Source organism: Lentisalinibacter sediminis, assembly GCF_040706615.1.
In the GTDB taxonomy this organism is placed as follows: Bacteria; Pseudomonadota; Gammaproteobacteria; order Steroidobacterales; family Woeseiaceae; genus Lentisalinibacter; species Lentisalinibacter sediminis.
The window spans coordinates 89,397-112,486 of the sequence record NZ_JAPDRF010000001.1; the positions used below are offsets into that span (position 1 = coordinate 89,397).

At 59.8% G+C, this 23,090-nt stretch carries 28 protein-coding genes; 10 read left to right on the plus strand and 18 right to left on the minus strand.

The genetic code is table 11. The features are described from left to right. Window positions 1-281 precede the first annotated feature (281 nt). Window positions 282-668, plus strand: coding sequence for a hypothetical protein (locus ACJMKX_RS00405; protein WP_405219895.1), 387 nt, complete (start codon window positions 282-284; stop codon window positions 666-668). Next, window positions 665-1,129, plus strand: coding sequence for a tRNA (N6-threonylcarbamoyladenosine(37)-N6)-methyltransferase TrmO (tsaA, locus tag ACJMKX_RS00410; RefSeq protein WP_405219897.1), 465 nt, complete (start codon window positions 665-667; stop codon window positions 1,127-1,129). The genes ACJMKX_RS00405 and tsaA overlap by 4 nt, the downstream gene beginning before the upstream one ends. 98 nt (window positions 1,130-1,227) lie before the next feature. On the opposite strand, the gene ACJMKX_RS00415 is transcribed toward tsaA, so the two are convergent. From ACJMKX_RS00415 to ACJMKX_RS00425, 3 genes are all read right to left on the minus strand, one after another. Next, complete coding sequence (locus ACJMKX_RS00415; protein ID WP_405219899.1) at window positions 1,228-1,596, minus strand: GNAT family N-acetyltransferase; 369 nt, start codon at window positions 1,594-1,596, stop codon at window positions 1,228-1,230. A gap of 180 nt (window positions 1,597-1,776) precedes the next feature. Beyond that, the gene (locus ACJMKX_RS00420) at window positions 1,777-2,193 is read right to left on the minus strand and encodes a DUF1801 domain-containing protein (protein ID WP_405219901.1); all 417 of its coding nucleotides are present in this window, start codon (window positions 2,191-2,193) and stop codon (window positions 1,777-1,779) included. A 64-nt stretch (window positions 2,194-2,257) separates the two neighbouring features. Further along, window positions 2,258-3,415, minus strand: coding sequence for a hypothetical protein (locus ACJMKX_RS00425; protein ID WP_405219903.1), 1,158 nt, complete (start codon window positions 3,413-3,415; stop codon window positions 2,258-2,260). A 500-nt stretch (window positions 3,416-3,915) separates the two neighbouring features. Between ACJMKX_RS00425 and ACJMKX_RS00430 the strand changes: the two genes are divergently transcribed. Continuing rightward, complete coding sequence (locus ACJMKX_RS00430; protein ID WP_405219905.1) at window positions 3,916-4,212, plus strand: PIN domain-containing protein; 297 nt, start codon at window positions 3,916-3,918, stop codon at window positions 4,210-4,212. On the opposite strand, the gene ACJMKX_RS00435 is transcribed toward ACJMKX_RS00430, so the two are convergent. Further along, window positions 4,172-4,360: a type II toxin-antitoxin system ParD family antitoxin gene (locus ACJMKX_RS00435; protein WP_405219907.1), complete on the minus strand. Its 189-nt coding sequence runs from the start codon at window positions 4,358-4,360 to the stop codon at window positions 4,172-4,174. The genes ACJMKX_RS00430 and ACJMKX_RS00435 overlap by 41 nt on opposite strands. Window positions 4,361-4,518: 158 nt before the next feature. Here ACJMKX_RS00435 and ACJMKX_RS00440 point away from each other — a divergent pair, with 158 nt between their 5' ends. Then, the gene (locus ACJMKX_RS00440; protein WP_405219908.1) at window positions 4,519-4,965 is read left to right on the plus strand and encodes an MgtC/SapB family protein; all 447 of its coding nucleotides are present in this window, start codon (window positions 4,519-4,521) and stop codon (window positions 4,963-4,965) included. A gap of 19 nt (window positions 4,966-4,984) precedes the next feature. Here ACJMKX_RS00440 and ACJMKX_RS00445 read toward each other — a convergent pair whose 3' ends face one another. The 5 genes from ACJMKX_RS00445 to ACJMKX_RS00465 form a co-directional block, all read right to left on the minus strand. Continuing rightward, window positions 4,985-5,149 (minus strand): entericidin A/B family lipoprotein, encoded by a 165-nt coding sequence (locus tag ACJMKX_RS00445; RefSeq protein WP_405219910.1) that lies wholly within the window; start codon window positions 5,147-5,149, stop codon window positions 4,985-4,987. 90 nt (window positions 5,150-5,239) lie between these two features. Next, on the minus strand, window positions 5,240-5,443 hold the full coding sequence (locus ACJMKX_RS00450) for a CsbD family protein (protein ID WP_405219912.1): 204 nt from the start codon (window positions 5,441-5,443) through the stop codon (window positions 5,240-5,242). A 46-nt stretch (window positions 5,444-5,489) separates the two neighbouring features. Beyond that, window positions 5,490-5,702, minus strand: coding sequence for a hypothetical protein (locus ACJMKX_RS00455; protein WP_405219914.1), 213 nt, complete (start codon window positions 5,700-5,702; stop codon window positions 5,490-5,492). Between the two features lie 46 nt (window positions 5,703-5,748). Then, entirely contained in the window at window positions 5,749-5,859 is a 111-nt protein-coding gene (locus tag ACJMKX_RS00460) for a DUF3096 domain-containing protein (RefSeq protein WP_405219916.1), read from the minus strand. Window positions 5,860-5,896: 37 nt separating this feature from the next. After that, on the minus strand, window positions 5,897-6,070 hold the full coding sequence (locus tag ACJMKX_RS00465) for a DUF1328 domain-containing protein (RefSeq protein WP_405219918.1): 174 nt from the start codon (window positions 6,068-6,070) through the stop codon (window positions 5,897-5,899). A 341-nt stretch (window positions 6,071-6,411) separates the two neighbouring features. On the opposite strand from ACJMKX_RS00465, the gene ACJMKX_RS00470 reads away from it, so the two are divergent. Next, window positions 6,412-7,788, plus strand: a complete 1,377-nt coding sequence (locus ACJMKX_RS00470) for an MBL fold metallo-hydrolase (protein WP_405219920.1) — start codon at window positions 6,412-6,414, stop codon at window positions 7,786-7,788. Between the two features lie 107 nt (window positions 7,789-7,895). On the opposite strand, the gene ACJMKX_RS00475 is transcribed toward ACJMKX_RS00470, so the two are convergent. The 6 genes from ACJMKX_RS00475 to ACJMKX_RS00500 form a co-directional block, all read right to left on the minus strand. After that, window positions 7,896-8,792 carry an ABC transporter permease gene (locus ACJMKX_RS00475; RefSeq protein WP_405219922.1) on the minus strand — a complete coding sequence of 299 codons (897 nt, stop codon included), beginning with the start codon at window positions 8,790-8,792 and terminating at the stop codon, window positions 7,896-7,898. Next, entirely contained in the window at window positions 8,789-9,751 is a 963-nt protein-coding gene (locus ACJMKX_RS00480) for an ABC transporter permease (RefSeq protein ID WP_405219924.1), read from the minus strand. The genes ACJMKX_RS00475 and ACJMKX_RS00480 overlap by 4 nt, the downstream gene beginning before the upstream one ends. Further along, complete coding sequence (locus tag ACJMKX_RS00485) at window positions 9,748-10,731, minus strand: ABC transporter ATP-binding protein (RefSeq protein WP_405219926.1); 984 nt, start codon at window positions 10,729-10,731, stop codon at window positions 9,748-9,750. The genes ACJMKX_RS00480 and ACJMKX_RS00485 overlap by 4 nt, the downstream gene beginning before the upstream one ends. After that, window positions 10,724-11,695, minus strand: coding sequence for an ABC transporter ATP-binding protein (locus ACJMKX_RS00490; protein ID WP_405219928.1), 972 nt, complete (start codon window positions 11,693-11,695; stop codon window positions 10,724-10,726). Before ACJMKX_RS00490 ends, ACJMKX_RS00485 begins: the two co-directional genes overlap by 8 nt. After that, entirely contained in the window at window positions 11,692-13,425 is a 1,734-nt protein-coding gene (locus tag ACJMKX_RS00495; RefSeq protein WP_405219930.1) for a peptide ABC transporter substrate-binding protein, read from the minus strand. The genes ACJMKX_RS00490 and ACJMKX_RS00495 overlap by 4 nt, the downstream gene beginning before the upstream one ends. A 393-nt stretch (window positions 13,426-13,818) precedes the next feature. After that, the gene (locus ACJMKX_RS00500) at window positions 13,819-14,019 is read right to left on the minus strand and encodes a hypothetical protein (protein ID WP_405219932.1); all 201 of its coding nucleotides are present in this window, start codon (window positions 14,017-14,019) and stop codon (window positions 13,819-13,821) included. 958 nt (window positions 14,020-14,977) lie between these two features. On the opposite strand from ACJMKX_RS00500, the gene ACJMKX_RS00505 reads away from it, so the two are divergent. Then, the gene (locus tag ACJMKX_RS00505; RefSeq protein WP_405219934.1) at window positions 14,978-15,526 is read left to right on the plus strand and encodes a GIY-YIG nuclease family protein; all 549 of its coding nucleotides are present in this window, start codon (window positions 14,978-14,980) and stop codon (window positions 15,524-15,526) included. A 200-nt stretch (window positions 15,527-15,726) separates the two neighbouring features. Here the strand turns inward: ACJMKX_RS00505 and ACJMKX_RS00510 are convergent, their stop codons facing one another. The 3 genes from ACJMKX_RS00510 to ACJMKX_RS00520 form a co-directional block, all read right to left on the minus strand. Then, a complete protein-coding gene (locus ACJMKX_RS00510; RefSeq protein WP_405219936.1) occupies window positions 15,727-16,695 on the minus strand; it encodes an alpha/beta fold hydrolase in 969 nt (322 codons plus the stop codon). A gap of 728 nt (window positions 16,696-17,423) precedes the next feature. Beyond that, the gene (locus ACJMKX_RS00515; protein ID WP_405219938.1) at window positions 17,424-17,756 is read right to left on the minus strand and encodes a helix-turn-helix domain-containing protein; all 333 of its coding nucleotides are present in this window, start codon (window positions 17,754-17,756) and stop codon (window positions 17,424-17,426) included. Continuing rightward, window positions 17,753-18,082 carry a toxin gene (locus tag ACJMKX_RS00520; RefSeq protein WP_405219940.1) on the minus strand — a complete coding sequence of 110 codons (330 nt, stop codon included), beginning with the start codon at window positions 18,080-18,082 and terminating at the stop codon, window positions 17,753-17,755. The genes ACJMKX_RS00515 and ACJMKX_RS00520 overlap by 4 nt, the downstream gene beginning before the upstream one ends. A 37-nt stretch (window positions 18,083-18,119) precedes the next feature. Here ACJMKX_RS00520 and ACJMKX_RS00525 point away from each other — a divergent pair, with 37 nt between their 5' ends. The 4 genes from ACJMKX_RS00525 (at window position 18,120) to ACJMKX_RS00540 (ending at window position 23,082) form a co-directional block, all read left to right on the plus strand. Next, window positions 18,120-18,548 (plus strand): hypothetical protein, encoded by a 429-nt coding sequence (locus ACJMKX_RS00525; RefSeq protein WP_405219942.1) that lies wholly within the window; start codon window positions 18,120-18,122, stop codon window positions 18,546-18,548. Between the two features lie 154 nt (window positions 18,549-18,702). After that, a complete protein-coding gene (locus ACJMKX_RS00530) occupies window positions 18,703-19,998 on the plus strand; it encodes a hypothetical protein (RefSeq protein ID WP_405219943.1) in 1,296 nt (431 codons plus the stop codon). Window positions 19,999-20,313: 315 nt separating this feature from the next. Next, the gene (gene pdxR, locus ACJMKX_RS00535) at window positions 20,314-22,143 is read left to right on the plus strand and encodes a MocR-like pyridoxine biosynthesis transcription factor PdxR (protein ID WP_405219945.1); all 1,830 of its coding nucleotides are present in this window, start codon (window positions 20,314-20,316) and stop codon (window positions 22,141-22,143) included. A 66-nt stretch (window positions 22,144-22,209) separates the two neighbouring features. Beyond that, window positions 22,210-23,082: a carbon-nitrogen hydrolase family protein gene (locus ACJMKX_RS00540; RefSeq protein WP_405219947.1), complete on the plus strand. Its 873-nt coding sequence runs from the start codon at window positions 22,210-22,212 to the stop codon at window positions 23,080-23,082. Window positions 23,083-23,090: the final 8 nt, after the last annotated feature.

The window sequence follows — 23,090 nt, forward strand, 5'->3', positions numbered from 1 at the left end:
GTTAGGAGAAAAAGGCCGCGTTGCTCGCGTGGGCGAGAGCGGAGCAGCCCATGTGGCTGAAGCCACCCGCCGACCTTGCCGAGGTGCGGGCCCTGCAGTCGGGGGAAGCGGGCGAGGGATGGGCCCCGTAGAGTGCGCGGACCCTTGTCGGTACCGATTCCCGTGTGATGAACTGCCATCGTGAGGACAGGCGTACGAACCTTCTGGCTGGTGGCTGGCCTGACGTCTCTCGCCATCGGCGCCGTCGGCGGTTCATCGCGAATAGGGATGTTCTTCAGGACATGAGAGCCGTATTTCTTCTGCTCATCGTTCTCAGTCTCGCAGTACTCGGTGCGCATTACCTGCGTTACGGCAATGTGTTCGGCGTTGCGGTATCGCTGGCACTCATCGGCCTTTTGTTCGTGCGCAGCGCCTGGGCCGCCCGCGTCATCCAGGCGGCCCTGGTTCTGGGCGCGGTCGAATGGGCGCACATTCTGTATGAGCTCACGCAGATACGTCTGGCGCAAGGCGCGCCCACCGCGCGGATGGGCGCCATCATTGGAGTCGTTATCCTCGTTACGGTCGGTTCGGCGCTTCTCTTCCAGACCGGGACGATGAAGCGGATGTATGGTCTGGAAACGACCCGCCGACCGTCTCACAGCGAGGGGAACAAGGAGCAGAAGACATGAGCAGCCGTGACGAGATTCGACGAAACGAGCGCACCGTAGACGCGGGCGAAGCCGACGACGCCCGGGTCCGCTTCATCGGCGAGATCCGGACTCCCTGGCCCGACCGGGACTCGTGCCCGCGGCAGGGCAGTTACGATGGTCCCGAGTGTCGCCTGGTGGTCGCGCCGATCTGGCGTCCCGCCCTCGAAGGGCTGGAGCTCAACGAGAAGCTCGAGGTGCTGTACTGGCTCGATCGCAGCCGCCGCGACCTCGTCGCCCAGAGTCCCGGCGATGACGGCCGGACCAAAGGGACCTTCGCGCTGCGCTCACCGAACCGTCCCAATCCCATCGGCACGTCGTTGGTGCAGCTGGTCGGGATCGAGGACGGGGTGGTCACGGTACGCGGCCTCGACTGCGTCGACGGCACGCCGCTGCTCGATATCAAGCCCCACCGCTGCCCGCATGGGGGCAAGGCCGGATAAGGCGAATCCGGGCCTGCGTGCCTGCTTGAGGCAGCTGCCGCTGCGGATCGGATCGAAGAACATGCTCTTTGTCGACGGCCGGTAGCCGGGAAGCCGGATCACTCGAGCACTATCTCGAACAGGGGCAAATAGCGCCCGGGTATGCTGTCGGATTCCCGGTGACCGATTTGCCGAGCTCCGGCGGCCAGGTAGAAGTCATCGGCGTGGGGATCGCCCTGGATGACGAGTCGCGTGGCGCCGAATCGAGATGCCGTCCGTTTGGCATGGTCAATCAAGGCGCGCCCGATTCCTGAACCAATTCGTCCGGGCTCGACGAACAGGGCCTCCAGCTCGTACTCGCCACCGGCCAGACGCTCCAGGGCATAGAATCCTGCGGTCTCTCCTTCATCCACCGCCACGAAGCAGTGGTACTGGTCTGCGTCGATTCGGGCCGGTTCTAGCGTCAGTTCCGATTTGCAGGAATTCATGAACTCCGCCGAGTAACCCCAATGCGCCTTGGAGCGCAGAGCGAGGTCCGACAGGTATCGTGCCTCTTCGGACCGTGCTGCTCTTATCGACAGGGCACCAGGCATGTGCCGGCCATTCAACGGCAGTACGGGTTCGCAACAAACAGTGACGGATGGCCGGGGAGAAGCACGACAGTTGCCTTAGCCGTAGGTCTTGCGCATATAGGCCACGGACTCGGCTACCAGCTGACGCAACACATCCATGTCGATGTCCTCGAGCTTTTTGACGTAGAGGCACGACTTGCCAGTCTTGTACTTGCCCAGCTTATCCATGAGCTCTCCATGCCCACGGAACCCGTCCATGATGTAGAGCGTGAGCGCCTGCTTCCTGGGTGAAAACCCGGTGAGCATCCAGTCTCCTTCGCGGCCGGATTCGTAGCGATAGTGATAGCTGCCAAAGCCGATGATGGAGGTGCCCCACATGATCGGCGTCTCATCGGTGACCTCCTGCATCAGCTGCAGCACGACCCGCGCGTCGTCTCTTCGCTTGTCGTTCTCTACACTGTCGAGGAACGCCTGCACGCTCGCTTGATTCTTCCTGGTCTTCAGTTCGGCCATGGCGGATTACCCCCTGCAGATGCCGTGTATGATCCATACGATAGTGCAAGACGCGGATTCCAGACTATGGCGTTCTCGCGGGACTCTGCCCGGGCTCTGTCGGAAGTCCCAACGCGGCCGATTCCTCGCGCACGAACCGGGCAGGCTCCGAGTCGGGACCGAACTGCGTCTGCATGCGGCCGATGAAGTCCGCCTGCCGCTCGAGGAAGCGCCGGCAGACGGAATGCAGGGCCACCTCGTCCCGCTCCTCCGGCACGCTGACATCGGCGCACAGCACAGCGTATGCGTACCACTGATCGATTTCCGGTCCCAGACCGGTCGGGTTCTGATCGCGGAGGTGTGCGACACGCTGAACCAGCGTTGGCCGCGTGGAGAAACAATCCGCCATGCCCTCGTGCGCGACGACCGAGCGATCCTCCTCGTACAGACACAGGGTCGCCACTACGTGCTCGGTATCATCGCGGCGGAGCCGCTTGATGCTATCCATGCTGTCGACGAAGTACACGGCGAGGTGCTGCGCTGTCGAACTGTTCCAGGGAGCCTGCACCTCGTCGCTCTCTTCCAGCCAGTTCCGAAAGAGCGTTTCGTCGTAAGCGGTGGGTGTGTAAACCCAGGCCTGGTCCTGGCCTTGCTGCTCTCCCCGCATACTGTAGCCGTAATGGAACACGTGACGCGATTCGACGCCCTGAGACTGGTATCCGAGCACATTGAAGGCAATGATGGCGGCGGGTATTAGCGGCGCAAGGGCGCTCTGGGCGAGGCCCGGTGCGGCCCCGATGGCGATGGCGTAGAACAGCACCCAGAAGGCATCACTTGCGATGAACAGGAAGAGGGCCGTTCCCTCGAATTCGATCGGGAAACCGTGTGGCTGATAATCGGTGTACAGCCAGAGATTCAAGTCACGGAAATCGATCTGAAGGACCAGCGCCGAGAGCATCACCATGGCAGCGATGGCGCCGACCCAGCTTGCGCGTGACCCTTCGTTCGAATCCCGCAAGTAACGTACCGCGAGCGCTCCCACGGCGAATGACGGGAGGTGGAGGAGACCACCGGTCACAGTGGACGGGATCAGGTAATCCAGAAACGCCGGGTTCGTGCCCCAGATACCGGTCCAGCCGAGTGTGCCGGCGATGACCGCCGGTGTGACCCACATCAGCACGAGTAAGAAAACGTACATGCTCATACCTGCCAGGTTGCGTATTTCCTGGTCCGGGTGCTGCACCTTCTCCGGTGCCCGGCTGGCCAGAGAGACCGAAGTCGGGGATGAGCGTATGCCATTGGGGTACGCTGCGCAATGAGGTGGCGCAACGGTGATTTCCACCGCCAGGTGTATCGATCAGAAAGCCGTGTCCCATCCTGCTGAAACGAGGCCGCTGCGGCGAGTGGTGCGTCCGGTACGACGAACCGGAGTCTCCAGTGGTCGCCCGTTCTCTAGAATACGGTTCAGAAGGGGGACCCGATGCTATCCGTGATACTGCTGACTGCGATCTCGCTGCCGACCGCCTTCGATCCGAAGCTGGATCAGCTGAATTCGCCCGCGAACGAGTTCTCCGTTGAAAGTGCGCGAATCGCTCAACCTTAAGCCCGGCACACGACACCAGGTCGCCCAGTTCGAGGACCGCATCGAGGTTGATTCCGTTACGCAATGCCAAGAGCCTTCGGGGATCTCTCCACGGACTGGATACTGATGTTCCGCGAGTTGCGGACTGTGCCTAGGACGCAGTGAATATCGTCGACTCCTCGGCGTGGCTGGAGTACTTTGCCGGGGCCATCGAGGATACGGCTGCCCTGGTCGTGCCATCGATCATGTTGCTGGAAGTCTTCAAGCGGATTGCGCAGCAGCGCGACGAAGCGGTGGCTTTGAAATATGTCGCAGTCATGCTCGACCTTGTCGTTGAAACCGGAGTTGCAGCGCTTTCTCGCGACCAGTCACTGGCAATGTCGTACTTCGCTGGAACGAAATATTTCGAGACGCGGCTCAGATATCGTCCAGACTGCGGTCGCTCGGACCGCTGGTGAGACCTTCGTCGATGGCGGCTTTCAGCGCACTGGCCTTTTCCTGCTCCCGCCGGATCAGGTCACGGAGATACGCGCTGTCATTGGTGTAATCACCGCTGGCAACCTGCGCCTTGATCCAGTCCTCAAAGGTAACCGGGCCGGATTTCACTCGATACGGGGCGATAACCCGTGGCATCTGTTTTTGGGATGGCGTGATACGCTTGCTGTGGAAACCGGCGTCGAGTGTGAACGTTCAGCCCTTATATTTCGTCTGGCGAGGCGGGCTGCACTTGAATCGCGATATTCTCAAAAAAATGAGGTGCGGGAATGACTGATCTCAGCATCACCTGGCAGCAAGTCTGGTCCAACCTGTTCCACCTGGCGATTGCCTGGCTCATTGCTCTTCCGGTCGCGTGGGATCGTGAACGCTCCAGCCGCGGGGCAGGTCTGCGCACGTTTCCCCTCGTCGCAATCGCCGCATGCGGGTATACGCTGGTCGGCATATCCGTCCTCGACTCTACCGAGGCGGAGTCCCGTATCCTGCAGGGGTTAATCACCGGCATCGGATTCATCGGTGGAGGCGCCATCCTCAAGACCAAGGGTAGCGTGAGTGGAACGGCGACAGCTGCCAGCATCTGGAATACCGGCCTGATTGGAATGGCGGTTGCCTTTCAGCGCTATGAGGTGGCGTTGGTCATGTCCCTGATCAATTTCCTGACACTCCGGTATGTGCGCAGCGTGGAAGCACGCATTACTGACGACGACAAGAACTAGCCGACCAGCAACCAGGTCGTCAGTCCTCCAATTCTTCCTCAGTCTCCTCGGCTGCCTCTTCGATTGCGTCGCCTGCAGCCTCGACGTCCTGGCCAAGACCTTCGGTCGTATTACATGCCGTCAGCGCACCGATCATGAAAACCAGCATACCGATGGTGGTGAGTACCCTTGAACGATAACCCATGAGTTCAGATTCCTCGTTGCGGCCTGAAAGCCGCTTCTAAACTAATTCTGCAGTTATGGTGGCGCCGCGACCGACGCGCCCATCCTGTCGTCAATCGCCTAATTCTTTTTGCCATTTCTCGACCTGATCCTGGGCCCATTCCTTGGATTCCCCATAGCGTTGCTGCAGCGTGCCAATCAGCTCATCCGTCTTTCCCGAGATGCGTTCGAGATCATCGTCCGTCACCTTGCCCCAACGCTGTCTGATCTGACCCTTGAGTTCGCGCCATTGGCCTTTCATCTCATCCTGGCTCATCAATAATCTCCTCGTTGATTGTTTTCTTCCTTAATATCGCAATTTCCTACGGAAGCTCGTCTTCAACTTCGTCTGCGGCGTCTTCAGCCTCGTCCGCGGTTTCGTCGATAGCGTCACCCGCCTCTTCGAATGCCTCGTCGACTTCCTCGCCGGCCTCCTCGGCAGGTCCCTCGTTCTCGCAGGCTGTCAGCCCGACGCCGAGGAACCCTGTGATGAGGGCTATCGCAAATAACTTTGTGATTCTCTGAAGTTGACTCATATCGTTTCCTTTTGCGGTGGTGTTGTGAAATTAGGGAGTGTTCCCGTTACCAGCCGAACAGACCGATCAGTATCAGGTAGCCGGCAACCACGTAGTTGATGAGTCCGGGAGTCACCAGTATCAGAATACCGGCAATCGGGGCGCCAGCAGTGCCCAATAAACGGTCACGTTACCGCCGGTGCGTGTCGTCCGAGTTACACCGGTGGACGCCCGCGCACCGCATGAGCGATTGCACTGACAACCAGCAACACAAGGAAAATGAAGAAAAGGATTTTTGCAATGCTCGCCGCAGTGCCGGCGATTCCTCCGAATCCGAGGAAACCGGCGATGATGGCGAGGATGAAAAAGGCGATTGCCCAGCTAAGCATGATTCTTACCTCCGTGGCGTTGGTCGCTAGCACTAGAGCAATTGACTCGAATTAGCCGCGACCGCCAGAACTCTATTTCTAAAGCTTAACATAATCAGATACTTATTTCAGATAACGCCGGGGGCTTTTGTGAGCTGACCTCATTCGTGGCTCTTCCGTACAGAGGACGGAGACAGGTTACCGAGCCGTTAAATGGACCTGGTGTAGTCCGCTCGGTCTAGCAAGAAATGCGGATTGACTGCGGCTGGCGCCAGTCAGATTCTCTCGGGAGCAATCGGCGGGCCGCCGTCGCAAGCGCAGTCATCCGACCCCTGAAGAAGGGATTACAGGAGGAGAAGAAGGTGTTTATCGAGAAGGTGAAAAGTCACGGCTTAGCCCATCTCTCTTACCTCATTGGCAGTGACGGCAAGGCTGCCGTTATCGACCCGCGTCGAGACTGCAGCGTGTATATCGAGATGGCAGCAGCGCAAAACTGCCGCGTTACGCATATCTTCGAAACGCATCGAAATGAAGATCTGCTCTCCGGTGCGGCCATACTGGCTGAACGCACCGGTGCCGGCGTTTACCATGGGCCCAATGCGGATGGTGACGTTGCTTATGCTGAAACGGTAAAGGAGGGTGCTCGATTCGACATCGGGCAGCTACGACTCGATGTCATGGAAACGCCGGGACACACAGATGACAGCGTTTCGTATGCCGTCTACGACACCGATTTCGGCGACGAAGCCGTCGCCGTTTTTACCGGTGACGCACTGTTTATTGGTGACGTCGGGCGCACCGACTTCTATCCTGATCGCGCCGAAGAGGTGGCGGGGCTGCTTTTCGATAGCTTGCGCAAACTGATTGCCCTTGGCGATCAGGCTGTCATCTACCCCGCGCATGGTGCCGGATCAGTGTGCGGCTCCGGGATGGCCGATCGTGAGGTTTCGACCATTGGCTATGAGCGCATTAACAACCCCCGGCTTGCGATTGATGATCGCGACTCATTCGTAAAGGCGAAGCTCGCCGAGCACCACGAGTACCCGCCCTATTTCAGGCACATGGAGGCACTGAATCTGCGTGGAGCGTCGGCCGTCCCACAACCGCTGTTGCCGATGCCGCTGACCTCCGAGGCGCTCAAAACCTCTCGTGATGATGCCGTAGTCGTCGATGTGCGTAGCGCCTCGGGATTCCTGGGCGCGCACTTGCCGGGCAGTCTCGCATTGCCGGCCGACACGTTCGCTGCCTATGCTGGTTGGCTGCTCGAGCCTCGGCAGCGATTGGTGCTTGTCGCCGACGATGCCGCGCAGGCCGAATCGGCCGCTCGTCACTTCGCGCGTATCGGTTACGACAATCTGGAGGGGTTTCTCGCGCCCTCGCTCGCAGCCTGGGCGGCTAGTGGCGAGTGTTTTACGGCGGTGCCGGTGGTGGATGCGGACATCGTCCGCAAGCGTCTCGATGCGGGAAACGATGATTGGACCCTGCTCGATGTACGTGCGCTCGACGAAGTCAAATCGGCGGAGATTCCGGACGCGAAGCACATCTACCTGGGCAAACTGCCAGACGCGCTCGACGAACTCGACCGAAAACGGCGCTACACGGTCATGTGCGGTAGCGGCACGCGCGCGACGATTGCCGCGAGCCTGCTGTTGCGCGCGGGGTTCGACGAAGTGGATCTGTTCCTTGGCTCGATGGGCGCCTGGACGAGTGAGGGTTTTCCAATCGACGATGCCGGTTGAACAGGCCGGATCGAGCCACTAAAGACGTCAGCCCGATGCGGAGGTGCGACTTGCAGTGACTCGAGTGAACAAGAGGGTCGGCGCCCAGTCCGTTACCTGCGGGAGGCTCAGTACTCGGCTTTCGGATCGAAGGCGTCCTGCAGCCCGTCACCCAGAAAGTTGAAGCACATCACCGTGATGAAGATGAACAATCCTGGCCAAATGGCGAGCATCGGGGCTTCCCAGATCGTCTCCTGAGCGTTGGTGAGCATATTCCCCCAGCTGGCCATGGGCGGCTGGATGCCTAATCCCAGAAACGACAGCACCGACTCGAGCAGGATGACATTGCCGACCGAGAGCGTCACCGCGACGATGATCGGCGAGAGCAGATTCGGCAGGATGTGGCGAAACATGATGCGGCCATGGCCGCCACCGAGCCCTTCGGCGGCGAGCACGAAGTCCCGTTCCTTGAGCGACAGCGTCGCACCGCGGACCAGCCGTGCGACGATGGTCCAGCCGAGCAGGGCGACGATGAGCACGATGCGCACGAAGCTCACGTTCTCGGAGTTGGCGAGATTGCTCGGCAGCACTTTCTCCAGATCGATGGCGGCGAGCACGATCAGCAGCGGCAGCGTCGGCAGGGTGAGCACGCTGTCGGTGGTGCGCATCAGCAAAGCATCGAGACGGCCGCCGAAATAGCCGGCACAAAGACCGATTACGGTGCCGATGGTGGCGGCGATCAGCGCAGCCGTCAGGCCGACGAAGAGCGATACCCGACCACCGTAGAGCAGGCGTACGGCGACATCGCGGCCGAGTTCGTCGGTACCGAGCCAGTGAACACTGTCGGCTGGCGCCATGCGGTTCATGAGGTTGACCTTCGTGGCATCGACGCCCAGCAGCGATTCGATGACGCCGGCCAGCAGCACCAATGTGATCAGGATCACCAGAACGACGAAACTCGCCATCGCGAGGCGATGGCGTTTGAAACGGCGCAGCGCGAGCGCGAGCGGGGCGTTGGAGTTCACGACTTCCGGCCTCCCACCACGATGCGGGGGTCGAGCAGGCCATAGCAGAGATCGGCGAGCAGGTTGGCTACCAGTACCAGTCCGGTGGCAAACAGCAGTGCCACCAGCGCCAGGTTGAAGTCGTTGCCGAGTACGGCGTCGTAGATCAGTTTACCCATGCCCGGCCACGCGAAGATCGTCTCGGTGATCAAGGCGCCCGAGAACAGGAACCCGAAGTCCAGGGCAAGGATCGTGATAAACGGGATCAGGGCATTACGCAGGGCGTGCAGCCAGATTACACGGGCGCGGCTGGCCCCTTTGGCGCGCGCGGTGCGAATGTAGTCCTGGCGCATGACCTCCAGCATGGCAGAGCGTATGTAGCGCGCATGTCCACCCACGCTTGCCAGCATCAGGGTTACGGCCGGCAGGATCATGTAGCGGATTTGCTCGCCCGCCGACGCGCCCTCCGGGGCGATGCCTCCGGCGGGCAGCCAGCCCAGGACTACCGCAAACGTGAGCATGAAGACCAGTCCCAGCCAGAACTGCGGCACCGAGATGCCGGCGAATGCGAACAGATTCACCGCGTAGTCGAAGGTCGACCGCGGACGCGAGGCGGCGATGGCACCGAGCGGAATCGCGATACAGACGGAACCGAACAGCGCCAGGGCAAGGAGCTGGACGGTGTTCCCGAGCGCAGGCCCTATCACCGAGAGCACGGGCTGCGCGTACAGGCGCGAGTAGCCGAGGTCGCCGCTGATGGCCGCCTGCAACCAGTTCCAGTAGCGCTCGACGATGGGTTGGTCGAGGCCGTAGAGGGCGCGCAGTCGCTCCGCATCGGCCGGCGTCATCATCGGGTCGGCGCTGATCATCAGGTCGATGGGGTCGCCCGGCATCAGGCCGATCAACGCGTAGATCACGAAAGACATCAGGGCCAGCACGACCAGGGACTGCGCCAGACGGGACAGCAGGAAACGCCTCATGCTGCCGTCACCTCGAGCTCGCGGGCATGGTGGCACGCGGCCTCGTGCCCGGCCGCATCCTGCGCCTCGAGCACGGGTGTCTCCCTGCGGCATATCTCGGTAGCGTGGGCGCAGCGGGGATGGAAGCGGCAACCCGCCGGTGGATTCAGCGGGCTGGGAGGATCACCGGGCAGGATGCGTCCGATGCGGCGTTTGCCCGCGCGAATCTCGGGCACCGAGCTGAGCAGCGCGCGAGTGTAAGGGTGCCGTGCCCCGGAGAACAATGTGTCGCGATCGGCGATCTCGACGATGCGTCCCAGATACATCACGGCCACCCGGTCGGCGATGTGGTGCACGACGGCGAGGTCGTGGCTGATAAACAGATAGGTGAGTCCGAAACGGCCACGCAGATCGGCAAGCAGGTTCAGGATCTGACTCTGGACGGAGACGTCCAGCGCCGAGACGGGTTCGTCAGCGACGATGAACTCGGGGTTCAACATCAGCGCGCGCGCGAGCGTAATCCGCTGGCGCTGGCCGCCGCTGAACTCGTGGGGATAGCGCCGCAAGTCTCCGGGTGCGAGGCCCACTGCCTCGAGCAACTCTGCCGCCTTCTCGCGTCGCGAGACGCTGTTGCCGACGCGGAAATTTTGCAGCGGTTCGGTGAGTATGGTCTCCACCGGATGTCGCGGATTCAGTGCGGACACGGGATCCTGGAACACCATCTGGACCTGGCGGCGCAGTGGCTTCCGCTGGCGCCGCTTCAGTGCGGCGGTGGCGGTCCCGCCAATCGTGAGACTGCCGCTGGTGGGCGTGAGCAGTAGCGACAACAGACGCCCGAGCGTCGTCTTCCCGCAGCCCGATTCACCCACCAGGGCCAGCGTCTCACCGGGGAAGATATCGAGATCCACGCCGTCCACTGCCTTCACACGCGCAGCCCTCGCGCCATGACCCGTGGCAAAGCTGCGAGTCAACTGCCGCGCGGTGACCAGAGCCTCAGGCACGCTCGATCTCATGGCAGGCGGCCCGATGACCGGGGCTGACGGCGACGAGTTCCGGCCGCTGGGTACGGCATGCATCCCGCGCGAGCGAACATCGGGGCTGGAAGGGGCAGCCTGTACCGCGTTCGTCCGGCCCGGGAACGCGGCCCGGGATGGCCGGCAGTACGTCGACTTTCTTCTCTATGCGTGGCGTGGTGCGAAGCAGTGCCTGCGTGTAGGGGTGCCGCGCACCGTCGATCACGTCGGCCGCGCTGCCCTGTTCCACCACGCGGCCGGCATACATCACGGCGATGTCGTCGGCCATATGAGAGACCACGCCGAAATCGTGACTGATGAAGAAGATGGCCGTGCCGAGACGGTCCTGCAGATCGAGCATCAGGTCGATGATCTGCGCCTGGATGGTTACGTCGAGAGCGGTGGTCGGCTCGTCGGCGATCAGCACGTCGGGGTCGCAGGCAAGCGCCATGGCAGTCATCACGCGCTGGCGCATGCCTCCGGACAGTTGATGAGGGTAGTCATCGACCCGCGAACCGGGGTCGGGAATGCCCACCGCCGTCAGCGCGCGGATGGTGACTTCCCGCGCGGCTTTCGCGTCAAGGTTTTTGTGCAGCCGCAACGCCTCGCCGATCTGCCGGCCAATGCTGAACACCGGGTTCAGGGCGCTCATCGGTTCCTGGAAGATCATGGAGATGCGGTTGCCGCGGATGTCGGTCATGGCGGCGTCGTCGAGTGCGGTCAGATCGTGGCCATCGAAACCGATACGCCCCGAGGTGATTCGGGCGAACGGTGGCAGGAGACCGAGGATGGCCAGCGCCGTAAGCGACTTGCCGCAGCCGCTCTCGCCCACCACGGCGAGTGTCCGGTGGGCCTGCAGGGAGACGGAGACGTCTTCGAGCACGGGCGTATACCCGTTATCGCTATCGAAGCCGACGCTCAGGCCGTCGACCGCGAGTACCGGCTCGGTCACTCGGCGCGCGTCCAGTCTTCCACCCAGGTGGTGGCCGAGATGATGTGGCCGGTGGGCCGCAGGCCCTCGAGCCAGTTCGGCATGATATGCACGTTGGATCTGTAATACAGCGGCAGCACCGGAAGGTCTTCCGCATAGATCTGCTGCGCGCGCTTCCACAGGTCCCTGCGTGCTTCGGGGTCGAGCTCACTCTCGATCGCGACGATGAGTTCGTCCATCTCCGGGTTGGCGTAGCCCGTGTAGTTCTGGCCGGCGAAATTATTCTCGGGCGTCGGTATTTCCGAGGAATGCAGCACCGGCCTCGGCGTTGACTCCGGCGCGCTTGCCCAGGCGAACATGGCCATGGAGTCATATTCGCGCTTGCGGGTCGTCTCACCGAAGAAGATGCGCGGAGCCTCGTTCCTGATGCGGACGTCTATGCCGGAGGCGCGCCACTGGCTCTGTAACACCTGCTGCACCAGTTCACGCAGCTTGGCCCCGGCCGTCGTCATGATCTCCAGTTGCAGGCGCTGGCCTTCCGCGTTGCGGCGGATGCCGTCCTCGCCGAGCGTCCAGCCGGCATCCTCCAGTAGTGCAGCGGCCCGTTCCGGGTCGTAGCTGTAGGTGCGTACGCCCTCGGTCGTATGGGGCGGGTCCATCGGATGAACAAAGGTCGCAGCCACGGGCTGCCGACCGCCGAAGAGTTCCTCGGCCATCTGTTCCCGATCGATCGCGTACATCAGGGCCTGGCGCACCCTGCGGTCTTTCAGGATGGGGTTGTCGAGGTTCAGATCGATATGTTCATAGAGCAGTCCCGGCTCGTAGACGACCTGATAGGCATCGCCATGGCGGCGCTCGAACGCCAGTGCCTGGTCGATGGACAGACCCAGTTCTCCGTAGATCATGTCCAGATTGCCGGACAGCAGGTTGGCTTCGAGCGTCGTCGTGCGTTCGAGCGCGCGCACCACGATTTCGTCGAAGTAGGGCGCCTTACCCGCCCAGTGAGGGTTTCGTACAAGACCGATGTGTGAGCCGCGTTCCACTTCGGCAATGACATAGGGACCGTGGTACAGGCCGGGGTTGGTCGGCTCGGTCTGATACAGCGAGCGATTCATGTACTCGGCCGGGGCATCCTCGAACACGGATCGCTCGAGGTGTTCGGGAAGAGGCGTGAAGGGATATAAGTTGTTGTAGTTGTAGGCCCGGCGATCGATCGTGAAGTGCATGTTCCGGTCATCGATGATCTCGATGTCCCGGATGGCACGCCACATCTCCATGGCGACGGCGCCCGACTGAGGGTGTCTTCCCACCTCCCACGCGAAGCGGAAATCGCCAGTGGTGAGCGGCGAGCCGTCGCCCCAGCTGAGGCCGGGTTTGAGTTCCCACCTGAGACGCATGCCCTGGCTGCCATCATCCAGGACGATCAGTTCGGCGCGGCCGTTCTCGAGGGTCGGCAGCTCCGTGCACAGAGAGCAGGCCGTCTCCCAGTCATGGTCGACGGTAGTCAGTGCCCTGACTGCCATGCCGAGCACGATGCTCTTCGCCGTCATGCTCTCGACGTTCGGGTTCAGCGTGGAGGGATACTGGGTGATGCCGAAGACAAGACGGCGCTGGTCGGTGCCGCTCTGGCTCGGTGAATCCGCCGTGCCGACGCCGGTGGTCGGGCCGCTGTCGGATACCGAATCGTCCGCGCAGCCACCGAGGGCGAGGAGAAAAATGATCGGTACCAGGCACCATAGCTTACGTCTCATCCAAACCTCCCGCTTCCTGCGGTTGTCATTCTACGGCGCCGGGCGCTTGGCGCGTCCGATGTTTCCCGGGGCCCTGCGACAGGGCCAACGCGAAATTAGTTTATTGATTGAATCATGTCCAGCGCGAACGGAAGACAAGGTGCCCGGGCCTGCTGAAATCGGCGAGCGACTCCCACCGAATGCCTGTTGTTCCGACTTTACTCATTACGATGTCGTCAACATGCGTCTGAGACAGGATTGCGACTGCATATGGAAGACACAGAAGCCAGGCCAGTGAACTGATAGCGACTCCGTGGCGTATCGGGACAATGACATCGTGTAATGACGTTTATGCCCGGTTCGAAAAGAGAACGGCTTCCTTGTTGACCTCACCGCCATGTGATCCCGCGATAATCAGTGCGTGATCATCGTATCGATCACGCTCACGAATTCGTCGACCAGCAAAAGACTGCGTGACCCGAAGCAAAATCCGGGCCAAGTAACGAAGCAGCCGGACCGTCCTGAATATCCGCCATCTTGATCAGAACGAACCGTAACCGCACCGCAGAAGTGCAGGTCCATCTCCGCGCGCCCCCGATTGGTGCGCTTGGCCATTGTCGAGTCGTTTCCGTTATTGACGGAAAACGGGCTTTCCGGGCAGAGGAGATCATGACCTCCCAAGAATGCGGAGTGAGCAGGGCCGCTCGTGGAATGCCTTCCGTGTCAGGGCCAGGCTTGAGGGATTCCAGTGATCGCCGTGTCGCCAATACTGGTTTTGCACTACACCGGTCGGCTAAATAGTGCAGCCGCGATTCCATGCCGCCGCGAAAAGGAAGGCGCGGCGTTGCCCGTGTGACTCGGTGCGACATTAGTCATTCTCAGCGCTAAACGAGCGATGACAGTTCTGCGCCCGAGGCCCATCTGCCACGCATCCCCATGACATTCCCATTAAATAGCCAGATGAATAATTGCCCGCATCGCCGGGAAATTGAGGTTGCGCGGATGATGGATTGGACGAAAGGGATCAGAATAGCGTTTTTCGATCAATTACTTATGACTTCAGTGTATCGCCAAGTCGCACCGATGACGCACCCTGTTTTCTAGGCAAATCTCGCTGATTTGGCTATTGCACAAAGGCTGGCGAGCCGGAAATTCGCTGGTAATCTCAGGTGACTCGGACCTATGGTCCGCTTTCGACCCACAGAGCGGTCGGCGTTGACAGTGTGTGAGATAGGTTATGACTTCGAGCGATCAAGCAACGAAAAGCACTGAGGAGAGCCTAGAGCATGCGGGCCGGAGGATAGATGACAGACGGGAAAGAACTGCAAGACGGCGTGAAAACCTCAAGTCTCCGATGTTTCCCGCATTGGCAGCTGCTTCCGCGACCTACTTTTCCTTCCAGTTTGTCGAGTATCACGGTACGGCCATACTGATTGGTGTATTCGCAGGGTGGGTCGTAGGTGCATATTGCCGTCGCCGCGCTTAGATTGCGCCGCCTTCTGGCCGGAAAGCGACCCTTGGCGGTTTTGAGGTAGCGTTTCCGCTTTCGACCCAAACCGGACAGACCATAGGAATGGCGAAACCCGGTTATTTGTACGTGTTAAGGCATCCATCTGACCCGTTCCTGGTCAAGGTGGGAAAAACCACGTTGCCCCCCGAGCGTCGACTCGCCCAACACAATCGCAATTTCAATTCAGAAGCGGGAAAGATTGTCCAAGAAACAGGTCAGGAGTGGACGCTGGAACAGTTCATCGAAGTGCCCGATACGTCATACGCTGAAAAGGCATTCTGGCAAGCGGCACATCCGGCACCGTTTCGAGGCAAAATTGAAGTGATGCTGATGGGGGACGGCTGGGTCGAAGTAGGCTTGGCAGCAGCGAGGAACGCGGGAGTGCGCCCAGACCCAAAGCCACGAGACAAGCCAATACGAAATCGAGAATGGATGAATGGGCAATTGGAAGGAACCAATCTGGCCATGATCGGGCATTATCGTGGACTGCAGACGCAAGTGGAGTTTGAGTGTATGGGTGGCCACACTTTCAAAGCGTCACCAGGTCTGGTCGCGAATATGAAGTATTGTCCCTTCTGTGAAGGAGAGTGGTATCCAGCGTATAAGGTCTGAGGCGCGTAGCTCCCCTGACGCATCCTGTCTCTGACCAGCAGACTGGCTTTCTCGTCGCCTTCCGGCCAGAAGCGGATGGCATCCGCTAAGTTATCCGGCGTGCCACTGGAGAAGGCGAAATGCAGATTGAATGGCGGATGCGTCGGAGGGGCCTGCTCAACCGCGCTGAGCGACGGTTGGCAGACCCCAAGGCGTCTCTGTCAGTTTGCCCTCGACTGAGAGGATGCAAAAAAGGCAATGAGGCGAGCTGCGACCGTATTTGGCCTTTCGGGGAGCAGAGCGTGCCCAGTGTTCGGCAACTCGAAGTACGTGACTTGATCACCTAGCTGATCGGCAAGAAGCCGACCTGCATCATCAGGCGGAGCGATGAAATCTTCCGCCGGCTGGATCAGCAGAATAGGCTTGCTGCCAGCCGCAAGAAAATCCACGTTGGGATTTTCCGCTGCGAAACCTTGCGCTAACGCAGCAGGCGTGTTCCAACCGTAGAGCCATACACTCGCGTCGCCGCCCGGTGCGAAAAATGCTTTCTCGATGAACGGAAGGCGCGCTTGGTCATCCTGAGTGAGGAAGATCGCCAAGAGCGTATTCCGCTGGTCGGGAGTCAGTGGCTTCTGACCGCCTGCGGCCAAAAGTGTCACGTCGGAAACGTTGTCCGGATGTAATGTCGCGAAGCTACGTGCCACGCGGTTTCCGAAAGCATGGCCGACGAAATGTGCTTGTTCGATCCCTAACGTATCCAACACCTGCTTGATGTCGCTGACCAGCGTTTGCAGCGTTACAACGCCTGGAGTGATGTCACCGGTGCTCTTACCAATCCCCCGGGGTTGGATCAGGGCTACCTGATAGCCTGCCCGGACCAAGCGAGTCGTAAGATTCGAACCGAAGTCCTCGGTGAAGTCCTCAACACCACGACCGAGCGATGGGAGTAGAACGACGTACTCACCGCGTTCAGCACGCTTGTTGGGACCGTAGACACGGACATGGGACTTGTAGCCATCAAAGCGCGTGACCAGTTGCTCGCTGACCAAGAAGTCGTCTGCTGATTTTGCATGAGCGGCACCCGAGTCGAGAAAGCTCGACCCGAAAAACGTCACTACCAAGAGAAGAAGCAGACAATTCAGAATCTCGGTTCTATGCTGCTCTATCTCGGAATTTCGTTGATACTTCATCGGACACCTCTGCCGCCGATACGCGGTTTCCTATTTATGGATTACCTGCTCAGCCAATGCATACCAACCGCACTGCGATCTCGCGTCATTCGAGGAGGCATCCATGACTCTTGCAGGGCTTGAGTCGCGAGCGTTTGCGGCTAATTCTCACGAAGTCCGAGAACAATTCCGCATAAGCAGAAAGCACCATAGAACAACGAGAATTGTTATTCGGAAAATTACTTAGAAATTGCAGGTCGGCTTGAGTCGGAAGCGGTCATTTTATCGCAAGCGGCTTTAGGTTAGATGTCTCGGTCGAAAATGCGAATATTTCGTAAGGGAAAACATCTTTCGGGAAGAGGAGGGCGAACGCGATTTCGGGATGCGTGACCTCGATATCAACCAAAAAATTAACCAGCCACAAAACAAAAGTGCGTCATTGCTGGTGCGTCACGGTGCGACATTGGTCGTTTTCGGCTTGGAACGGGCAAGAACAGGTATCGGGCCAGATCCCGCCGGTCGCGCATCCCCATGACATTCCTGCCAATATAGTCACATGAATAATTGCCCACATCGCCGAGAAATACAGGTTGCGCCGATGATGGATTGGACGGAAGGAATCTAAATAAATATTTAGGATCAGCGGCTTACGGATTCAGTCTATCGTGAAGTCGCACCGATGTCGCTCCCTGTTTTCAGTCTTTTTGCCACGAAATTCGGGTTGCACCCGCGACCAGAATCTCTGCTTGCTATGCAGCCTGGTTCCCGAGTTCACTGAGCTTGTCGAGCGTATCGGGGAACTTTCTTACCATTAAGATCAGTGCAGCAGCCTGGGCATTGGGGCGAGCCCGTCCCTGTTCCCAGTTTTCCAGGGTGCGAGTAGAAACCCGCAGACGCCGGGCGAACACGGCACGGGAGACGTTCAGACGTTCCCGGGTTTCGCGGATCAGTTCGGCGTCCACTTCCAGCGGGGGCAGATCTTCGACCTCGTGCGAGCGGAGCGTGATCTTGCCCTCTCGTTCGCGCCGCATGGCATCGACGCCCTCCATCAGTTCGTCGAACAACTTGCGCTTCTTGGTCATGATTGCTGCCTCCTGGCGTCGAGCTCGGCATGGATGGCCATTCTCAGTGCTCTTTTCTCATCGGTCGTAAGATCGGTTACCTCGTTCTTTCCGTAAATCGTGAAGAACCAGATCTGGTGAGCGCTTGTGAAACAGTAGTAGATGATTCTCAATCCGCCACGCTCACCTTTGCCGCGTCGGGCGTCTTCCCAGCGGATCTTCCGAAAGCCGTCCGTGCCCGGTATCCGGTCCATACTCGTGTTTCCCAGGAGAACGTAGAACCCCCACATCTCAAATGCTTCGAACTTCGCAGTCACGGTGGGCCTTGCACAGCGCATCAGCATCAAGGTAGCCTCAACAAAAAGAGTCCGCTAGAGGACCGTCATGCGCACGAGAACATTCTTCATCACCTTAATGGCTTGCTCGGGTATTGCCCTGTTTACTGCCTGTGGTGACACCGTCCCCGGAGACGGAATTGACGCCAGCGAGCAAGTACGAAGCCAGTTGCCGCAAGACTTTCCCGAAGACGTTCCTGTTTATCCGGGAATGGCCGCGCCAGATGTTACCCGGCTGGGGGACGGCTTCGAGGTGAGCGGGGCTACCGGCGACAGCCTGGAGCAGGTCCACGCCTTCTACACGGACTCCCTTGAGAAGCACGGTTGGAGCCTTATCGAGGCACTCTCCGAAACCAGCGCGCCAGGGGCGCGTGTCTATCATTACGAGAAGAATGACCGTGGTATTACCGTGGTGGCGGGCATCGAGGGCGACCGTACAGTGATCGAGACAGCCTACAAGACAGAGCCGATATATTAGGTGAGAGTACGAGGGGTAACTCTCCCGGAACATCGGTCAACCGGTACTATCAGCCATGCGGGGGGCGCTCCGAAGAATAACCGGGCTCGATTTCCGGCAATCGGTGCTGCAGCACGAGAGTCCCGCAGGCTCGCTGAGTGAAGGAGGTAATGGTGTGAAAACCACTCGTATCGCGGTCGTACTCCTCTTGTGCCTTGCCGGCTTTCCTGCGCACTCAGATCTCAAGGCTCCGTCTTGCGAGCGGATAGAGGGATGGGCCGGGCAATACGATGCCGGCGATCGATGGCAGGTCACTCCATATGTGCGTATCGCCGGGATTACCCGCGATGAGCACATGGAGCCGCTGTTCGGCCAGTCATTATTGAAATGGTCGAGCGAGGACTTCGCGACGTTCAATGAGCGAATCGCTACCTGCCGAAATGAAGCGCAGCAGCAACAGCGGTTTGCGGCAATCCCCGTCTTGAATAATGCCCGCCGCGCCGTGTTTAACGCAGCCGGATACGTCGAGCGAATAGACAAATCTATCGACAAAGCCGGCGATGCTGTGAGGGAACTTATCGGTCTGCCCGACTCTGCAAAGAAGAAGGAGGCCATTCACCAGGCAGAAAGGAGTCTGAAAGGCAGGTTCGACCGCCGCAAGCTGAGCGGCCTGCCTCAGCATGCCCAGGCGAGCATCTCGGCGATCGACGATGCGAGGCGATACCTGCCCGTAGATTACGTGGACAAGTACGCCGCTCGGCTGTCCGAGGAGTATCGGGCTCAATCGAAGCCCGCGCCACAGGAGTCGGACACCAGTACCGCGAGCGGCAATAACACCCGGAACGCGAAGGGCGCAGGCCTAGAGCTGGATCCCCCAACCATCGCCGCAGGTCCGGACCTGCGGCGTACGCGGTTCGAGGGAGTCCATCTCGGCATGCATCCTGAGCAAGCGATCGCTCACTTGAAGGAAAAGGGTTACGAGGTGGAGCGCCGTTCTACCAGCCTGCTCAGGCTCAGTCCTGTCAAGAAATACCCCGTGGACGCCGTCACCCTGTCAATCGATGAGGTCACGCCGTTCCCGGGAGGAAAAATGACAAAAGAGGAGAGTCGAGCCTATCAGACAAGCCTCGCCATCGATGCGTTGAAGACCAAGAAATTCAATATCGAGATTTTTGAGGGACAGCTCGCTCGCCTGACGGTTTCCGGATCGAGTCTCGAGGAGGTCGATACTCTAAGGGCTGAGACAGTTCGGAAATTGGGGAAGCCTCACAAAGAACGGGGAAGAGAGGGCGGCGGCTACTGGAGCCTGATCTACTACGAGAACCCGTCCGAGATTACGGAAGCGGACCTGCAACTGGACATCGGTTACCGCAGGGCCCAGTACACGGACTTGCTTGAAGGTGAGAACAAGCCATACGCAACGGTCAATTACTCGATATTGGTGTGCAAGGTGTATCCCGAGTGCCTTTGATCGGAGGTCGATCCGGTCGGCGCGATGGCCAAGCCGTTAGGGAAACGGCACTTGTGCAAGACTAGCCACATGAATGTGCCCGCATCGCCGAGAAAACCAGGTTGCGCCGATGATGGATTGGACGGAAGGAATCTGAATAGCGATTCGATATACGCCGCTTATGTATCCAGTGTATCGGCAGGTCGCACGAAAGTCGCCCCCGTTTTCTGCGAGAATCGCGTGGATACTCGACTTGCTCCTTGCAGCCGGACGCCACTCAATGTCGAAATTCAGGTAGAACTACTCAGTACGTGATCTTCCTCCGGGGTGCGAGTTGTGACTCAAGTACTGATCTATCTCGACAAAGACAGCCGTCTGAGCCTGCAGACCCAGATACGCCAGCGTCTCGTCGAGGGGATCGTTCTCGGATCGCTTCCTGCCGGGAAGAGGCTTCCCTCGTCGCGCAAGCTCGCGAAACAACTCGGCGTCTCTAGGAACACGGTCGTTGCCGTCTTCGAGAAGCTGATTGCCGACGGATATGTCGAGAGCCGGCAACGGAGCGGGCTGTTCGTAGCAGAATCATGGCGGGAGAGCCGGGTATTACCGACAGACGCCAACGAGACCGAGTCGGAAGCCGAACTGCTGGTTTGGCGAAACCGCCTGGAGGTGGTTTCTGTCACAAACCGTAGCGATCGGGACTACTCGAATTGGACCGAATCTCCCTTCCCGTTCTTGGACGGAAAGTTCGATGCTTCCCTCTTTCCTCTGGCAGAGTGGCGCGAAGCTAGCAAGCATGCCTTGAGCGTCGCGGACGTCGAGCAATGGTCCACCAGCAGCGGTGACGCCGACGACGAACAGCTGATCGAGCAGATCCGCACGAAGTTTCTTACCCGGCGGGCCATCAACGCGAGACCCGAGCAGATCCTCATAACCCTGGGCACGCAGAACAGCTTTTATATCATTGCCCAACTCCTTGCGGATGAGCGGAGTTCTGTCGCAATCGAGGAACCCGGCAATTTCCGCATGCGTAATCTCGTCGAAGAGCGTGGTGCGCGGATAATGTCCCAACCCGTCGATGCCGAGGGCATCACGGTCGGTCCTCACCTCGCCGACTGCGATTTGGTCTACACCACACCGAGCCACCAGATTCCGACTGCCGTGACGATGTCTCCCACTCGCCGAAGGGAGCTGGTGGCGGCCGCGAGGAAGTACGATTTCCTGATCGTCGAGGACGATTACGAATGCGAGATCAACTATCTGGATCAACCACAGCCGGCGCTACGGAGCATGGATTCCGGGGACCGTGTGATCTATGTCGGCGAACTCTCCAAACTGCTCTCGCCGGGGATTCGCCTTGGCTTCATCGTCGCGAACGAGGCGTTCATAGGTCGAGCTCGTGACCTCAGGCACGCGATGTTCAATCACCCGCCGCGCAACAATCAGCGTGCCGCCGCCTTTCTTCTGTCCACAGGCAGTTACGAAGCGGCGTTGCGTAGGCTAAGCCGCACTCTATACCAGCGCCGCATCGCACTACGGGACGCCTTGTCCAACATGCGAGGTGTACCACTGCAGATTTCGCCGGAAGTCGGGGGCACCACCTATTGGGTGAAGGCGCCGAGACAGTTCAATGTCCGGTACTTCATCGATGAGGCCGCGAAGCACGGCATCCTTCTCGAGCCGGTGGAGCGATACTACTCCAATCCGACAAATGCCGAGAACTGCTTTCGCATGGGCGTGACGAGTATCCCGGAGGAACGCATTGTCCCGGGCGTACGAAGGCTGGTGGAACTGATTCGCTATCTGGTGCGCGACCAGGTGGAGCACCTCGAGTCGGCCGCCGGACTGTGGCTGCGCGGCGACGCATTGGAACAGACAATGGCCGGGGCGACAGTCCTGTACCGGGAGGTGTACGGGACGCTTTGCACGATTCGGCTGCACCCGGACGGCAGGATGACTGGTCAGATGGACGACGCCTCTGGTGACCGGGACAGCGGGGCCTGGCGCACGGACGGAGAACGCTTCTACCGACGCTGGGACCGCTGGAATTATGCCGCCGAGGCAGGCTATTACATTGTGATCGATGGCGATCAGATCAAGTATTTCAACAGTGATCGCCAGATTGTCGACACGGCGGTCATCCGCCTCGCCGGTGAGCCGGCAGCCTGACTGGCCCAATCGGCCATCCCCAACTGGACCTATGTATATCGCCCCCGGCGGGCTAGCTTCGTGTGTATGAGCACCATAGCAGTAGCCGGGTTGCAGCTCACCGGTGGCAATGGCGACAACATGGACCTCATGGCCCAGGAGATCGATGCGGCAATGCGACGATTTCCCTGGATCGAGATGATCGTTGCCGCCGAACTGAACTGCTGCGGCACGAATGCCGAGACCGCCGAGCCGATGCCCGGCCCGCGTGAGCAGCGGTTTTGCGAGATTGCCGACCGACACTCGATCTGGCTCATTCCCGGCTCGATGTTCGAGGCTGCCGATGGTGCGGCCTTCAACACGGTCCCGGTGATCGACCCGCACGGCAATGTTGTCGGGCGCTATCGCAAGCAGTTCCCGTGGCTGCCCTATGAGAAGGATACGAAGCCCGGGCAAGAGTCTTTCGTCTTCGAAGTCCCCGGCGTCGGCTGCTTCGGGATTTCGAACTGCTACGACATGTGGATTCAGGAGACCTTGCGGACACTGACCTGGATGGGTGCCGAAGTCATTCTTCATCCCAGTCTCACAAGCACTATAGACCGGGCGGCCGAGCATTGCATCATCAGGGCGAGCGCCGCGATGTACCAATGCTATTTCTTCGACGTCAATCTCGGACCATCGGTGGGTTGCGGGCAATCCCTGATCGCCGGCCCCGGTGGCGAGGTCATCTACGAAGCGGGCCGGGGGCGGGAGATCATACCGCTCAAGCTCGACCTCGGGCATGTGCGAGACGTAAGACGCCACGGCTGGCACAACCTCGGCCAGCCTCTGAAGAGCTTCCGCGATTGCGGGATCGAGTTCCCACCGTATACGCAGGGCTATGCATCGGCATCACTCGAAGCCCTGGGTCCGCTCGAAATGCCGGGCCGCGGGATCGGAGACCCGAAACGGTCTTCATGAACTCGGAA